The organism is Terribium retamae, from assembly GCF_022347545.1.
Lineage (GTDB): Bacteria > Pseudomonadota > Alphaproteobacteria > Rhizobiales > Rhizobiaceae > Mesorhizobium > Mesorhizobium retamae.
Window position 1 is genome coordinate 1 of record NZ_JAKREW010000032.1, and the last position, 15,075, is coordinate 15,075.

The 15,075-nt window shown below is 63.1% G+C and carries 16 protein-coding genes; 7 read left to right on the plus strand and 9 right to left on the minus strand.

The annotated features are described in order from the left end of the window. The 3 genes from xsc to L4923_RS23230 all read right to left on the minus strand — a co-directional run. Positions 1-1,287: sulfoacetaldehyde acetyltransferase (gene xsc / locus L4923_RS23220; RefSeq protein ID WP_239369478.1), on the minus strand; the 1,287-nt coding region annotated here is incomplete at its 3' end. Then, positions 1,284-2,633, minus strand: a complete 1,350-nt coding sequence (locus L4923_RS23225; RefSeq protein WP_239369479.1) for an MFS transporter — start codon at positions 2,631-2,633, stop codon at positions 1,284-1,286. The genes L4923_RS23225 and xsc, both read right to left, overlap by 4 nt. A 52-nt stretch (positions 2,634-2,685) precedes the next feature. Beyond that, positions 2,686-4,287 carry a GMC family oxidoreductase gene (locus L4923_RS23230; protein WP_239369540.1) on the minus strand — a complete coding sequence of 534 codons (1,602 nt, stop codon included), beginning with the start codon at positions 4,285-4,287 and terminating at the stop codon, positions 2,686-2,688. Positions 4,288-4,443: 156 nt separating this feature from the next. Between L4923_RS23230 and L4923_RS23235 the strand changes: the two genes are divergently transcribed. Further along, a complete protein-coding gene (locus tag L4923_RS23235) occupies positions 4,444-5,184 on the plus strand; it encodes an IclR family transcriptional regulator (protein WP_239369480.1) in 741 nt (246 codons plus the stop codon). A 119-nt stretch (positions 5,185-5,303) separates the two neighbouring features. On the opposite strand, the gene L4923_RS23240 is transcribed toward L4923_RS23235, so the two are convergent. The 5 genes from L4923_RS23240 to tauA all read right to left on the minus strand — a co-directional run bounded on the left by L4923_RS23240 (position 5,304) and on the right by tauA (position 10,006). Beyond that, positions 5,304-6,704 (minus strand): NAD(P)/FAD-dependent oxidoreductase, encoded by a 1,401-nt coding sequence (locus L4923_RS23240; protein ID WP_239369481.1) that lies wholly within the window; start codon positions 6,702-6,704, stop codon positions 5,304-5,306. 25 nt (positions 6,705-6,729) lie between these two features. Beyond that, positions 6,730-7,110: a nuclear transport factor 2 family protein gene (locus L4923_RS23245; RefSeq protein WP_239369541.1), complete on the minus strand. Its 381-nt coding sequence runs from the start codon at positions 7,108-7,110 to the stop codon at positions 6,730-6,732. A gap of 163 nt (positions 7,111-7,273) precedes the next feature. Then, positions 7,274-8,101, minus strand: a complete 828-nt coding sequence (locus L4923_RS23250) for an ABC transporter permease subunit (RefSeq protein ID WP_239369482.1) — start codon at positions 8,099-8,101, stop codon at positions 7,274-7,276. Further along, positions 8,094-8,906: a taurine ABC transporter ATP-binding protein gene (locus L4923_RS23255; protein ID WP_239369483.1), complete on the minus strand. Its 813-nt coding sequence runs from the start codon at positions 8,904-8,906 to the stop codon at positions 8,094-8,096. The genes L4923_RS23250 and L4923_RS23255 overlap by 8 nt, the downstream gene beginning before the upstream one ends. Positions 8,907-8,989: 83 nt before the next feature. After that, on the minus strand, positions 8,990-10,006 hold the full coding sequence (gene tauA, locus L4923_RS23260; RefSeq protein ID WP_275448545.1) for a taurine ABC transporter substrate-binding protein: 1,017 nt from the start codon (positions 10,004-10,006) through the stop codon (positions 8,990-8,992). A gap of 211 nt (positions 10,007-10,217) precedes the next feature. On the opposite strand from tauA, the gene pdxR reads away from it, so the two are divergent. The 6 genes from pdxR (at position 10,218) to L4923_RS23290 (ending at position 14,674) form a co-directional block, all read left to right on the plus strand. Then, positions 10,218-11,699 carry a MocR-like pyridoxine biosynthesis transcription factor PdxR gene (gene pdxR, locus L4923_RS23265; protein WP_239369484.1) on the plus strand — a complete coding sequence of 494 codons (1,482 nt, stop codon included), beginning with the start codon at positions 10,218-10,220 and terminating at the stop codon, positions 11,697-11,699. A 427-nt stretch (positions 11,700-12,126) separates the two neighbouring features. Further along, positions 12,127-12,588 carry a hypothetical protein gene (locus L4923_RS23270; protein WP_239369485.1) on the plus strand — a complete coding sequence of 154 codons (462 nt, stop codon included), beginning with the start codon at positions 12,127-12,129 and terminating at the stop codon, positions 12,586-12,588. Between the two features lie 59 nt (positions 12,589-12,647). Further along, positions 12,648-12,929: a DUF1488 family protein gene (locus L4923_RS23275; protein ID WP_239369486.1), complete on the plus strand. Its 282-nt coding sequence runs from the start codon at positions 12,648-12,650 to the stop codon at positions 12,927-12,929. Between the two features lie 348 nt (positions 12,930-13,277). Further along, entirely contained in the window at positions 13,278-13,463 is a 186-nt protein-coding gene (locus tag L4923_RS23280; protein WP_239369487.1) for a hypothetical protein, read from the plus strand. A 338-nt stretch (positions 13,464-13,801) separates the two neighbouring features. Then, on the plus strand, positions 13,802-14,230 hold the full coding sequence (locus L4923_RS23285; protein ID WP_239369488.1) for a hypothetical protein: 429 nt from the start codon (positions 13,802-13,804) through the stop codon (positions 14,228-14,230). A gap of 195 nt (positions 14,231-14,425) precedes the next feature. Beyond that, a complete protein-coding gene (locus L4923_RS23290; protein WP_239369489.1) occupies positions 14,426-14,674 on the plus strand; it encodes a hypothetical protein in 249 nt (82 codons plus the stop codon). Between the two features lie 38 nt (positions 14,675-14,712). Here L4923_RS23290 and L4923_RS23295 read toward each other — a convergent pair whose 3' ends face one another. Next, the gene (locus L4923_RS23295) at positions 14,713-15,042 is read right to left on the minus strand and encodes a DUF982 domain-containing protein (RefSeq protein WP_239369490.1); all 330 of its coding nucleotides are present in this window, start codon (positions 15,040-15,042) and stop codon (positions 14,713-14,715) included. Between the last annotated feature and the right edge of the window lie 33 nt (positions 15,043-15,075).

Sequence of the window (15,075 nt, forward strand, 5' to 3'; positions counted from 1 at the left end):
GGACGCCGGCGCGGCCGATCCGGTGGAAACCGCGGTCGTCTCCATGTTCCAGACCAACAGCGTAGCGTTCCGCGCCGCGCGCACGATCAACTGGCGCCGGGCCCCGCCCGCGGGCCGCGCCCCCCCGGCCGGCCGCCGCGACATGCGGTCGGCTTCGCGCTTGCGCGCAGTGGCATTCCATTCCGTCCCCGGATCGTCCTCTTCGTGGTCCATCGACGACAGCTGCTGCAGCCAGGCCGAGCGGGTCTGGTGGATTGCAGCCTTGCGCTGGTCGCGGCCTTCATTGCCGGCCGATGGGCTCAGCTGTTCGAGGATCTGGCGGGCCACCTGTTTGGCGTCGCCGCAGATGCCGACCGAGACCTTCTTGGTCAGCCCGATGCGGTCGGCATTGATGTCGACCTGGATGACGGCAGCGTTCTTAGGCCAGTAGTCGATACCGTAGCCCGGCAGCGTCGAAAACGGGTTGAGGCGCGTGCCCAGCGCCAGCACCACGTCGGCCTTGGCGATCAGCTCCATCGCGGCCTTCGAGCCGTTATAGCCGAGCGGACCGACGGCGAGGCGATGGCTGCCCGGGAAGGCGTCGTTGTGCTGGTAGCCGCAGCACACCGGGGCATCGAGCCTCTCGGCCAGCGCCATGGATTCGGGAATGGCGTTGCCGATGACGACGCCGGCGCCGTTGAGGATAACCGGGAACCTGGCTTCCGAAAGCAGCTTCGCCGCCTCGCTGATCGCCTGCGGTCCGCCGGCCGGACGCTCGAAGCGCACGATCGCCGGCAGGTCGACATCGATGACCTGGGTCCAGAAATCGCGCGGGATGTTGATCTGCGCCGGGGCGCAGCCGCGCCAGGCTTTCTCGATGACGCGGTTCAGCACATCGGGAATGCGCGAGGGATCGCGCACCTCTTCCTGGTAGCAGACCATCTCCTCGAACATCGCCATCTGGTCGACTTCCTGGAAGCCGCCCTGGCCGATGGTCTTGTTGGCCGCCTGCGGCGTGACCATCAGCAGCGGCGTGTGGTTCCAGTAGGCGGTCTTCATGGCGGTGATGAAGCCGGTGACGCCGGGGCCGTTCTGGCCGATCGCCATCGACATGGTGCCGGTGGCGCGGCTGAAACCGTCGGCCATCATGCCGGCATTGGTTTCATGGGCGCAGTCCCAGAACTTGATGCCGGCCTTGGGGAACAGGTCTGACACCGGCATCATGGCCGAGCCGATGATCCCGAAGGCGTGCTCGATGCCATGCATCTGCAGGACTTTGACGAAGGCTTCTTCCGTGGTCATCTTCATGACAAATTCTCTTTCAGCTGGTGTTGACGGGTTGATGCGCGAAGCGGCTGGCTGGCAGGCCGGGCTTCGGGTGCGGGACGGATCAAGGCGGCGCAGACCATCGAGACGAGCGCTGCGAACACGACATAGCCGGCCAGCAGCCACGGCTCGCCATCGCCGAAATCGATGAGATAGGTCGCGATGATCGGGGTGATGCCGCTCGCGAAGATGCCGGAGAACTGGTAGACGAAGGAGATGCCGGTGTAGCGCACCTTGACGTCGAACAGGTCCGAGAACAGCGCGGCCTCTGGACCGTAGCACATGGCATAGACGATGCCGAAGGGCACGACGAGCGCCAGGCCGATCCAGAGCAGATTGCCGCTGCCCATCATCATGAAGGCCGGGAAGGTGACGAGCGCCAGGAGCAGGCTGCCGATGGCGTAGGTCTTTGGCCGGCCCCAGCGGTCGGACAGTTTGCCGAACAGCGGAATGGCCGCCACCATCACCAGCGCCGAGAGACATACCAGCCAGAGCGCCGTGGCGCGATCGACCTTCACGTGCTTCGACAGATAGACGATCGAGAAGACCGCAAAGACGTTGAAGAAGACGCCGTCGATGTAGCGCGCACCCATGCCGAGCAGGATGTTCTTCGGATAGGTGCGGATCAGTTCGACGAACGGGATCTTGACTTCCTGCTGCTCTTCCTTGACCGCGGCGAAGTCGGGCGTCTCGGCGACCTTCAGCCGGATGTAGAGACCGACGATGATCAGCACGACCGAGCCGACGAAGGCGGCGCGCCAGCCCCAGGCCAGGAAGGCCTCCTCGGGCATCAGGCTGAGCAAGGCGACGACGCCTGAAGACAGGCACAGGCCGATGGCGAGGCCGATCTGCGGGATCGAGGCGTAGTAGCCGCGCTTGTTCTCGGGCGCGAATTCATAGGCCATGAGCACAGCGCCGCCCCATTCGCCGCCAATGCCGATGCCTTGCGCGATGCGCAGGATGAGCAGCAGGATTGGGGCTGCGACGCCGATCTGCTGATAGGTCGGCAACAGGCCGATCAGCACCGTGGCGACACCCATGATCAGGATGGTCAGCACCAGCATCTGCTTGCGGCCGAGCCTGTCGCCGAAATGGCCGAACACGATGCCGCCGAGCGGACGGGCGACGAAGCCCACCGCGAATGTCGCATAGGCGAGCACCATCGAAACCAGCGGATCGTGCGTCGGAAAATACAGCTGGTTGAAGACGATGCCGGCAACGACCCCATAAAGGAAGAAGTCGTACCATTCGATCGTCGCACCTATCAGAGAGGCGAATACGACGCGTCTTACTTCGCGTTCTTTTTCGCCTGCAGCTTTCTTCAACATGGTTCTCCTCCCGATGTTGGAATCCTCAGTGCTGGAATTCCCAGCGCTGGATTCATTGCAAAAGTAGATCGGACAGTTTTTCTCCAATCATGATCGCGGGCAGGTTGGTGTTTCCCGAAACGATGCGGGGCATCACCGAGCAGTCGGCCACCCACAGGCCGTCGAAACCGCGCACCTTCAGGTTCGGATCGACGACCGCTCCCTTGTCGTCGTCCTGACCCATCCGGCAGCTGCTGGTCGGATGGAAGATGGTGGCGCCGTTCTGGCGCGCGAAATCGAGCAGGGCCTCGTCGCTGTCGGCGGTCCCACCGGGCAGTTCCTCCTTGGCTACGAGCTGGCTGAGCGGCTCGGTGCGGGCAATACGGCGGGCGAGCCGGATGCCGCCGACCGCGACCTGGCGATCGAGCTCGGTGGCGAGATAGTTGGGATGGATGGCGGGGGCGACCGACGCATCGGCGGATGCCAGACGGATCGAGCCCATGCTTTCGGGGCGCAGCTGGCAGACCGACATGGTGAAGCCGGAGAACGGATGCACTTTGCCGCCCGCCATGTCGGCCGACAGGGTCGCGACATGGAACTGCACGTCCGGGCGCGTCTCTCCCGGGGTGACAGACGTGAACAGTGCGCCCTGGTTGATACCGACCGCGAGCGGCCCGCTGCGGGCGAGCAGCCATTGCAGGCCGATCTTGACCTTGCCCGCCAGGCTGTTGAGCTCGTCATTGGTCGTGATGGGCTTGTTGCAGCGGTAGATGAGGCGAAGCTGCAAGTGATCCTGCAGGTTGGCGCCGACACCCGGACTGTCCGCCAGCACCTCGATGCCATGCTCCTTCAAATGCGCGGCGGGACCGATGCCCGACAGCATCATCAGATGCGGCGTGTGCACCGCGCCGGCCGACAGGATCACGCCGCGCCGGGCGTCGAGGCGAACGGTGCGGCCGCCGCTTCTATAGTCGATGCCGGCAGCACGGCGTCCTGAAAAGCGGATCCGTGTGACCTGCGCATCGGTCAGGATGTCGAGATTGGCACGGCCGCGCGCGGCGCGCAGATAGCCGACCGCGGCGCTGCTGCGCAGGCCCTTGCGGGTGGTCAGGCTGTAATAGCCCACCCCTTCCTGGCGCGGCCCGTTGAAATCGTCATTGCCGGGAATGCCGAGACGATTGGCCGAGGCGATGACGGCGTCGATCACCGGATGCCGCCGGCGGATCGGATCGACACTGATCGGGCCGCTGGTGCCGTGATAGTCGGGATTGAGCTCGCTGTTGAAGGTCTCGAGCCGGCGGAAATAAGGGAGCACGTTGCGGTAGCTCCACTGGCCGCCGCCATAGCGCGCCCATTCGTCGTAATCCTCTGCCTGCCCGCGAATGGCGATCAGACCGTTGATCGCGGAACTGCCGCCCAGGACCTTGCCGCGCGGCCAGTAGATGCTGCGGCCGTTCATGTTCGGATCGGGCCGGGTGTAGAGCTTCCAGTTGACCCGCTCGTCCCACATGGTCTTGCCGTAGCCGAGCGGCAGGTGAATCCATGGGCTGGTGTCCTTCGGCCCGGCCTCGACGAGGGCGACACGGAACCTGCCGTTCTCGGAAAGACGCGCAGCGACCGCACAACCCGAAGAGCCGGCGCCGACGACGATATAGTCGTAACTCAATTCACTCACTGCAATTCCTCCCACGGCCAGACGAGAGGCAAAGGCGTCCTGAGTCAAACTGGACGAGATGAAATATCTCACTGAATGAGATACAGGTTGAAATTTTGTGCTTTGATGGCTAATCGAACAGAAAGAAATCTCACTGAGTGAGATATAGGACAACACATGGAAAACTCGGCCATCACCCGCAGCCTCAACCTGATCGAAATCATCGGTCTTTCTGAGCGGCCGGTGACGCTGGCCGAGCTCGCCGACAGGATCGACATGCCGAAGGCCACACTGCACCGGCTTTGCCAGCGGCTGGTGGAGGAAGGCTTCCTGTTTCGCGAACCGGACCGGCGGCACTATTCGGTCGGCCCGCGCCTGTTCAAGATGGGCCTCACCATCGTCGGCTCCGGCGTCGGCACGCAGCGTCATGCGATCCTGCGGCAGGTCGTCGACGTGACGGGCGAGACCTGCAACTTCGTGGCGCGGTCCGGCACCGACGCCATCTATCTGGCGCGTGTCGAATCCAACTGGCCGCTGCGCGTCCACCTCGAGCCGGGTGCGCGGGTGCCGCTGCACTGCACGGCGAGCGGCAAGCTGCTGCTTGCCCATATGGACGAGCCGCAACGACAGAAGCTGCTCAGTCTGATGACCTTCGAGCGGCTCACGCCCGCGACGCTGCTGTCGCCCGACGCGCTCGAAGCCGAGTTCGCCGAGATCCTGCGCAATGGCTACAGCACCGACCGCGAGGAATTCATGGTCGGCCTGATCGCCATCGCCGTGCCGGTGCTGGACGCAAACGGCCGCGTGGTGGCGACGCTCGCCTGCCACGCCCCGAAAGCGCGCCTGTCGCTGGACAAGGCCCGGCGCTATGTGCCGGTGCTGCAGGCAGCGGCGCGCAAGCTCGCCAAGACCTTCTGACTCGTTTCTGCGCAATTCCGGACGCAAAACCGCTGCACACTTTTGCTGGAATTGGGCTTTTTCTTCCCGCAATTCCGGACGCAAAACCGCTGCACACTTTTGCTGGAATTGCGGCCGCACTAGAGGATCTCGTCGTTGAGATAGTACCATCGGTACATGCCCCACTGGCCAAGGCGCCGAAACGGAGTCAGCAGGCCATGGCTGGGCAGCGGCGAGGTGAAGATCGGCAGGTCCAGCCCGCCGCCCCTGCCGGCGACCATCTGGGCCATGCGGCGGCCGGCCTGCGCCGAATACATGACGCCATTGCCGCCATAGCCCATGGCGTAGAAAAGGCGCTGGCCAGGGTCCGGCTGGAAGATGCGCGGCATCATGTCGTGGCTGACATCGACCCAGCCCCACCAGGAATAATCGATCTGGATGCCGCGCAGGACCGGGAACTTGCGATAGAGACCTTCCAGCAGCAGGGCCAGATGTTTCGGGTTGACCGCATCGCGGCCGGTGATGGCGCTGCGGCTGCCGATCTGCACGCGCCGGTCGGGCAGCATACGGTAATAGTGGCGCAAGGTGCGCGTGTCGGTGAGCGGGATCCGCGCCTTGAAATTAAGCGCCTCGCATTCATCCTCCGTCAGCGGTCGCGTGACCACCGAATTGGACAGGATCGGCATCAGCCGATGCCGGGTTAGCCTGTGCAGGCCGGGTGAGGTGTAGCCGGCGGTGGCGATGCAGACCGTGCGCGCCCGCACGGTGCCACCGGGCGTCCTGAGATGATGCACCCCGCCCTTGACCGCACTGCCCAGCACCGGGCTTGCCGTGTGCACTTTCGCGCCCAGCTTGCGGGCGAGCTTCAGATAGCCGAAGGCCAGTTTCGCGGCATGGATGCCGATGCCGTCGGGTTCGTACATCGCGCCCCTGGCCTCGGCATCGCGCACGAAATCGCTGTGCACCTCGTCGCGGCCGACCATGCGGGCCTTGTAGCCGAACACCTCGTTGAGCAGGCGGGTCTCCTTCTCCAGCGCCGGCAGCACCTTGTCGCGGTGGGCGATATAAAGGTGGCCGCCGTCCTGCGGATCGCAGCCAATCTCCGGCTCGCGGATCAGGCCGCGGAACAGTTCGAAACCTTCGGCGATCTCGGCATGGAGTTTCCTGGCGACGTCGACGCCCCAGCGCTCGATCCATTGCGATCGCTTGAGGCGGCCTGCCGAAATCTGCGCCTGGCCGCCATTGCGGGTCGAGCAGCCCCAGGCGACGCCATTGGCTTCGAGCACCGCGGCCTTGATGCCGTGCTCCCTGGCGAGATGGATGGCGCAGGAGAGGCCGGTATAGCCGGAGCCGACAATGGCGACATCGACGTCCATGTCGCCGGTGACCGGACCGTCATCTTCCGGCTCGGGACCAGCCGTGGCGATCCAGTAGGTCGGGGCATAATCCTTGCCGTCGCCTGGGTTCGGCGCATGCACCGGATCATAGGCAGGGTCGAACGGCTTGCGCCGCGCCGCCGGTCTGACGAGCTCTTGTTCCATGACGGCCATTCCTCCCCTAAACCGCTCAGGCGGCTGCCGCGATCAGCGGCCGGTTCTTGCGGAAGGCTTGCTTGCGCACGATCCGGTCACCGCTCATCGTGAACAGGTCGCAGCCCTCGGCCTCGATGCGGCTGCCGTCGGCATTGGTGCCGGTGAACGTCCATTCCGATACGGCGCGGTCGCCATGAACGAAGTGACCGTGATGGGCCCAGTGCGCATCGGGCATCGATTTCCACACACCGCTGAAGGCGTCGGCGATGGCCTGCGTGCCCTCGAAGCGGGTGCCATATGCCTCGGCGCCGCCGACCGCGTTGAAGACGCAATCGTTGGAAAAGAAACGCATCACCCCATCGATATCGTGCCGGTTGAAGGCATCGAACAGCTTGGCAAGGTCGTCGGCGGTCAGCGCCATGGTGTGGTCCTCGTATCTTGTCACGGTGGTCCTTGAGGGCGGACGCCTGGCACGGCTCCGCCGTGGCCGGAAGAGCCGGCCGATCGAAACAGTCGTCGGTGTGATTGGGGCCCGCCCTAGATGGGCGGTGCGGTGGCGGGATGATCAGGCATCGTCATCAGATCTTGCCTTTCCAGGGGATCAGGATCTTCTCGAGGTAGCGCAGCAGGAGATCGAAGGCGAAGGCGAAGACGCCGATCACGATGATGCCCATGATGACGGTGTCGCTGGCCAGATATTCGGCTGCGTTCAGCACCATGAAGCCGAGACCGCGATGAGCGGCCACCATTTCGGCAGCCACCAGCGTGGTCCAGCCAACGCCGATGCCGATGCGCATGCCGGTGAAGATCTCCGGCAGCGCGGCCTTGAGGATCACCTGGCTGATGACCTGTGCACGGGTGGCGCCCATCGCATAGGCGGCGTGGATCTGCTCGGTCGAGACCGAGCGCACGCCGGCACGCGCGGCGATCGCCATCGGCGCGAAGATCGCCAGATAGATGAGGAAGACCTTGGGGAACTCGCCGATGCCCAGCCAGATGATGATCAGCGGAAGGTAGGCCAGCGGCGGCAGCGGACGGTAGAATTCGATGATCGGGTCGAACAGGCCGCGTATGGTGCGGTTGACGCCCATCAGGATGCCGACCGGCACGGCAGTGACAAGCGCCAGAACGAAGGCGCCGAGCACCCGGCCGAGGCTTGCCAGCGTGTGCTGGGCCAGCGTCGAGTTGGACACGCCCTCGGTCATGGCCAGAACGAACTTGTCCCACACCGCGAGCGGCGACGGCAGGAACAGCGGCCTGACCCAACCCATCTCGGTGACGAGCAGCCACAGCCCGAACAGCACCAGCGCGGTGATGAGGCTGATGTGGCCGCTGGCGCCATCGCCGGGGGCGCCGTAGATTTTGCCGGGGGTGACCGGCCTGGCCCTGGAGGCGCGCTCAAGCATGGAGGTGTTCCGGGCTGCCGGACTGGCGTTCGTCGCCGTAGATGATGCCGAGGATCTGTTCGCGCATCTCGATGAAATCGCGGCTGGACTTGATTGCACGGGCATTGCCCTCCTCGAGGAAGCGTCGATTGAAGTCGAGCTCGTAGGTGTGGGTGATACGGCCGGGCCGTGGCGACATGACGATCAGCCGGGAGCCGAGGAACAGCGCCTCTTCGACACTGTGGGTGATGAAGAAGAACATCTTGTTGGTGAGTTGCCAGACCTTGAGCAGAAGCTCCTGGATGGTCTCGCGAGTGAGCGCGTCGAGCGCCGCCATCGGCTCGTCCATCAGAAGCATGGCGGGATCGCAGGTTAAAGCCCTGGCGATGCCGACGCGCTGCTGCATGCCGCCCGACAGATGGTAGATCATGTGCTTGTGGAAGTCCTGCAGGCCAACCAGCGCAAGGTTCTTCGTGGCGATCTCACGGCGGGTCTGCTTGTCGACGCCGCGCAGCTTGAGGCCGAACTCGGTGTTGTCGATGACGTTGAGCCAGGGCAGCAGCGCATGTTTCTGGAAGACGACGCCGCGTTCGGCGCCGGGGCCGACGACCTGATGGCCGCCCAGCGTGATATCGCCATCGCTCGGCGCCATGAAGCCGGCCATGAGGTTGAGCAGCGTGGTCTTGCCGCAGCCGGACGCACCGAGCGCGACAACGAAATCGCCGCTCTTGATCTCGAGGCTGACGCCCTCGAGGGCGATCACCGCCTGATCTGAGTAAAGGCCTGGATAGGTCAGGCTGACATTGCTGACATTGAGGGTTTCCATCGCGCCGATGCCTTTCGCGGATTTCGGTGGAAAGAACGGTGGCCGCCGGCACGCGCCGACGGCGCCTGGATTTGGATCAAACCCTACTTCGACGCCTCCTTGGCATAGCTCGCATTGACGAAGGGCGCGTAGTCGTCCAGCGCCTTGTCGATCTGCTTCTGGGCGACAAGGAACTTCGCGCTCTCGCTCAGCGCCTTCAGCGCGCCGCCGCCGAGCCAGGTTTCGGAAGCCTGTTCCGCGGCATCGGGGAAGGACAGAAGGCCCAGCGCCTCGACGGTGCCGGCGCCATCGCCGCCGATCATCTTGACGATGCCCTTGACCTGCTCGGAATCCGCCGTCCAGCTGGCCTTGTTCTTGTTGTAATCGGCATAGGCCTCAGCCAGAACCTTGGTGAAGGCAGCCATGAATTTCGGATTGTCGGCCGCCCATTTTTTGTCGGCGACAAGGCCGTCGAAAGTCGGCACCGAGGCCGCGCCGATGGTTTCGGAATCGGCGATGGTCTTGCCGGTCTTGGTGAGTTCCGTCAGCGCCGGCGGCCAGACATAGGCGGCATCGATGTCACCGCGCTGCCAGGCGGCGATGATCTGCGGCGGCTTCATGTTGAGGATGTTGACCTCGCGTGGGTCGACCTTCCAAACCTGTTCGAGGCCGACCAGCAGATGGAAGTGCGAGGTCGAGACGAACGGCACGCCGACATTCTTCCCCTTGAGGTCTTCCGGTTTCTCGATGCCCGAGCCGTTGCGCACGACGAGCGCTTCCGACTTGCCGATGTTGTCGAGGATCCAGAACAGTTCGAGCTCGACACCGCGGGTTGCGGCAGCGGCGGTGCCGGTCGAACCGAGGACGCCGACCGGCACGTTGCCGGAGGCGAGTGCGGTGGAAATGTCGCCGCCCGACGAGAATTGACGCCAGTCGATCGTATAGCCTGCCTCCTTGGCGGCTTTGTCGAAGCGGCCGTCCGCAATCGCCGTGACGAACGGCCCGACAATCTGCTGGTAGCCGACGACAACCGTGTCCTCGGCATAGGCGAAGCCCGCCTGGAGAAGGCCGGCCGCCAGCGATACGACGCCAGCCAGGTGCTTGAAACGCGTGAATCCCATTATCGTTACCCTCTTGTTTTGATGGCTTCCGGTTGGTCCGGGAACACGCCGGCTTTGGCGCCGGTCTTGGTTCTGCCTATAGGGGTAATGGAGCAACCCCGATTGCCTTATATCCAGTTTGGAAGTTGAATGATTCCAGTTCAACGCATCGGAAGGCGGAACACTTTTCGCCGACTAGGATGCACGGGCAGAATCCTGGGATCCGACAGCGATGGCGCATTCGACGGTTGCCGAAACGGTGTTCTTCCTCGACCGCACGAGCCGCGTGGGCCTGCAGGCGCAAATCCGCGAGACGGTGGTTTCGGCGGTGCTGGCCGGCCGCATCCAGCCGGGCGCGCAATTGCCGTCGACACGCAAGCTGGCCGACTATCTAAACATCTCGCGCATCACCGTGACGCTGGCCTATCAGGAGCTTGCGTCGCAGGGCTATGTCGAAGTGGCGAGCCGCAGCGCCTACCGCATATCAGACAACCCGCCGGTCCGGCTGATCGCGGCCGAAGCGCCGGAGGCCGCCGACGACGCCATCGACTGGTCGGCGAAGCTGCGGTCCAGTTTCATCGTCGCCAAGCAGATGCAGAAGCCGCTGGACTGGCGGCGCTTCCCCTACCCGTTCCTGTATGGCCAGATGGACCCTTCGCTGTTCGATCTCAATGCCTGGCGCGACTGCGCAAGGCGGGCGCTGTCGCGCGAGGATTTTGAACTGATGGCGGGTGATTTCGCCGCCGCGGACGATGTGCAGTTGGTCAACTATATCTGCTCGCGCACCTTGCCCAGCCGCGGTATCCGGGCCAACCCCGACGAGATCCTCGTGACGGTGGGAGCCCAGAACGCGCTGTGGATCGTCACGCGACTGCTGCTCAACCGGGACGCGCACGCCGCCTGCGAGAACCCCTGCCATCCCGACATGAGCGCCTCGCTGATCTTGAGCGGCGCGCGGGTGACCACGATCGACGTCGACAGGCAAGGCCTGCCGCCGGAAGCGATACCGGCCGGCGTGGACGCCGTGTTCGTCACGCCCAGTCACCACTCGCCGACCGGGGCAACGATGCCGATCGAGCGCCGGGCGCTGCTGCTCGAAGCGGCCGCGGAGCAGGATTTCGTCATCGTCGAGGACGACTATGAATTCGAGATGAGCTTCCTGGCGCCGCCCTCGCCGGCGCTGAAGGCTTTCGACCGCAGCGGGCGGGTTCTCTACATCGGCTCTTTTTCGAAGTCGCTCTTTCCAGGCCTGCGGCTTGGCTATCTGGTGGCGCCGGCACCCGTGATCCGTGAAGCGCGCGCGCTGCGCGCACTGATGCTGCGCCATCCGCCCGGCCATCTGCAGCGCACCGCCGCCTATTTCCTGGCGCTCGGCCACCATGACGCGGTGCTGCACCGCATGCGCGGCGAATACCACAAGCGCCACATCGTCATGGCCGACGCGCTGAAGCGGCACGGCTTCACCATAGCCGGCTCCTCGGCCTTCGGCGGCACGTCGTTCTGGGTGGAAGGTCCGGAAGGGCTCGACGCAGATCTCTTGATGGCGGAACTCCGGCAGGACGGCGTGCTGATCGAATCCGGCTCGCCCTTCTTTCCTGATGCCGCCGGCCCCTGCCGCTTCTTCCGCATGGGCTATTCCTCGATCGACAAGGACCGGATCGAGGAAGGCGTGGCGCGCACGCGCGCCAGGATCGGTGCGTTGCTGGGCGTGTGAACGACATGGCCCCCTGCGAACGAATCCGAAACCACCCCGGCTATCTATGTGCAAGGTGGCATGCTAGCCTGATTGGCGCTTGGCCCTTGCCAGCGCGGCGGTCAGCCGGTCATCACCCCTCACCCCTTCCAATGGCGGTCGGTTGGCCGCACCACCGAGCGGCTCGTCCGGCGAGGCCTGCGTGCCGACGGTACGGCAACGTGATTGGACAGGCGTCGGCTAAGAGCGGTACAAAGGGTGATTGGCAGCATTTTTAGATGAGGCGCTGCCAGCCGAGGGCGCACACTGGGCCCTGGCCCTGAACGAAGGAAGACATCACGTCTTCCCACCATTTCGCCATCCAAGGCCTTCCGCTGATTGTACGAGCGCTGATCCCGCCTCGTATCAACAGGCGCAGGTTCATTACCCATTCGAGGCTGGAATTTTTGTGAACAATGCCAATCATATTTCAGACGACGTGCGCGCAGCGATCGGAGCGTTCCTGGACGAATGCCAAAAAGAGGCCCGGCCGTTTGCCGTAACCGAAGTGCTGGGTGCGATCAGGCGCATGTACCCCGCGCTCGACATCTCCGACATCAGGCTCGTCAACGCCATAGCAAGCGAAGCCTCGGCAGCCGGCTTCGATGCCGGAGGCGGCGGTAGACGGGAGCGCAACCCGCCCCGGGGGCAGGACGAACTCGGCGGCGCGCCTGCTGTCAATGAAAGCGAACTGCCCGATCCGTGCCCCACGAGCCATCAATATGGGCGGCGCGTCGAGGCTGACGGATCCTGGACGATCTACCATGTCTTCACGGGCACGCCTGCCAGCATCTGCGGACATTCCATGGTGGGCCTCAGCCAGCTGGGCGCCACCGAGGTGATGACATTTCTCAACAACGAAGGGACATGAAAGGATGCGGACTGACCCGAACCGCCTGATAGTCCGTGCCGGACCAAAGGAGCCTCACCATGGCGCTCGACTTTCCTAACCACAGCCGTAGCTTCGACGAGGCCCGGCGCGCAGTGCGATTTTCTGGCTATGACGGCATGCAGCAGATCCGGTTTTTCATCGAGGCTGCTGCGCTGGCCAAATCAAACGGATGGGACAGCGCGACGACGGCATCGGAAGCAGCATGCCTCGCAGCTTTCGACGCAGGACGCGCCTCGATTCAGGATATTGCACGCGTTATTTATTCTCGCGGTCGCCATCCCTTCTATGTTCTAACCGCGTCAGATTTTCCTGGTCGATAACACCATATCGTGGATATTCTTATTACCGCTCGTTTGTAATCAAAATTACTTGCGTTGTTTTCTCGAAGGAAATTCTCCAAAGGCTCAGAAAATTATGGAAGCCGCAGAATGATTTAAAAATCCAACGCATAATATTTTCTCCATGGACTCGTTTCTTAAACGGGCGCATGATGATTTCACTCACAAAGGGGCGCCGGTGAAGCAACTGGCCTCCCCCCATGAGGGGAGGAGGCCGATGTTGTTCACCTACCTGACAAGGCAGAGCGCAGCCTTTCAGCTGCGCGCCATGGTCTGGACGTCTACACTACGGAAAAATCGAGCCCGGCTGACACGCACGAGACACAATCCATGATCGACCATTCGTTGAATGACAACGAGATCGGCGTTCTCTGCCCGGGCTGTTGCTATGAGACGAAGAAAAAAGTCGGCTGGGTGAAAACGCATACGCAGATGGAGTGCAGGAACTGCGGCTCCATCGTCGACATCGAGAGCAGGAATTTTCGCGCTCCGCGCAACACCGGGGCCGACGATTAGACAATCACCCGAGATCGGGGACCCTGAGCCAGCATCCCGTCGGCAAATCGCAGGGCCACGCCTCGATAGCGACAGCGAGGCGATAACCGGCATGCCTGACGATCACGCCGACAATTTGGAATTCAGTTCACCTGCTGACCGGACGAAGGGTACCCAGCCATGGCAAAAACGGCGCGAATGGGCGACCAGATGCTTGCCGGCATCGCGATCGTCATGGTGTTTGGCGTAGGTGGATATCTGGGCTACATCTTCTTTGGCAGCATACATTGGTAGGCCGGACAATCGCAGCGCCGGTACTAAACGCTGCGGAGGATGTCCCGCCGCAAAGGGGGCCCCGCGTGCTCGATCTGGCAGGCCTGATCTCGATGTGCCAGCGACTGAAAGGTCCCAGCCCTGAGATGGACTCCGCAATCGAAACGTATTTTTCGGATTGGGAACAGCTGTGGGCCAGTTACATCCGGCACAAGAAGACCGGAGAGATCGTCCACGGCCAACACCGCGCGCCGCCGCCCTACACTGCCTCGCTTGATGCGGCCGTTACGCTGGCGGCACAGGTGCTTCCAGGATGGCAGTGGGGAAATCACCCCTTTGGAAACTGTCGGCGGGCCTATGTCGTCGAAAACGATCCATTCCGCCTTGTGCCCGTGGTCGCGGACCATTCCTTCGCGGCGATTGCCTTAGTCCTAGCTACACTCCGAGCCCGTCAACTGGAGGAGCGGGGCATTCCCAGGCATCGCCACCTCAAGGCACTGAGCCGGATACAGTGAGCCGTTGCGTCCGGCTTCGCCCGACCGGGCGGTGGAGGGGCCTTAGTGCAGGCCGGCTCCAAACGATCACTTATCAAGACAAGCGAGCCTTCGAAGTGACCCGCACTCTTCCCGCGTGGCTTGGCCGCGCCTTGTGGGGGAGTGCGATCGGTGCTCTGGTCGAGTTCGATTTTAACGTGGAAAGCGGGGCGTCCGATGGGCGATAGCGTCAAGCCTTTGAATATGGACCAACCGGCGGAACTCTCATTCAGCGAGAAAGGGAATGCCGCTCTCAGCCTCACCGATATCATCCGCTTCGAGCATCTTTCCACCGCGCTGATCTTTGCTGTCAGAACAATGCACAGCAGCCATCGCCCCAACTGCAGGATCACAACCCAATCAGGAAATATCTACCGCTGGGGCGATATCCCGGCCCTCTATGACACCGTAAAGCTCATGCAATAGGCAGGTGTCCCGAGCAGACCGCCGTTCGGTAGCGACGGTCATTGGTTGATCATGATTCCGGCTTCTCGCGCAGCAAGGACGAAAGCCCGCCTTGCGTTGTCCGGCGATTTCTTGCCGGAGCTCGCATCCGAACAGGCTTGAAGTGCAGCGCGATGCTTGTCTCCCCGCCTGCCGGGCCATTCGCGAAGCAGAAAGCCGGTGCAAGACGAGATATCGGCAAGCGTCCTAATGCCGCCCGCTGGGTCGGTGCGGACGGTGATGACGTTCTCAAATTTGAGATTTTCCATTCCCGCTCTTAAGATGTTGCGGACAAAGTAGCGAGAATTATTTTTGAACCCCTCGCGATCGATAGAAAATATATCGATCATGGCTTTGCGTCCCTGCCGGTCAGGCGTATAGTA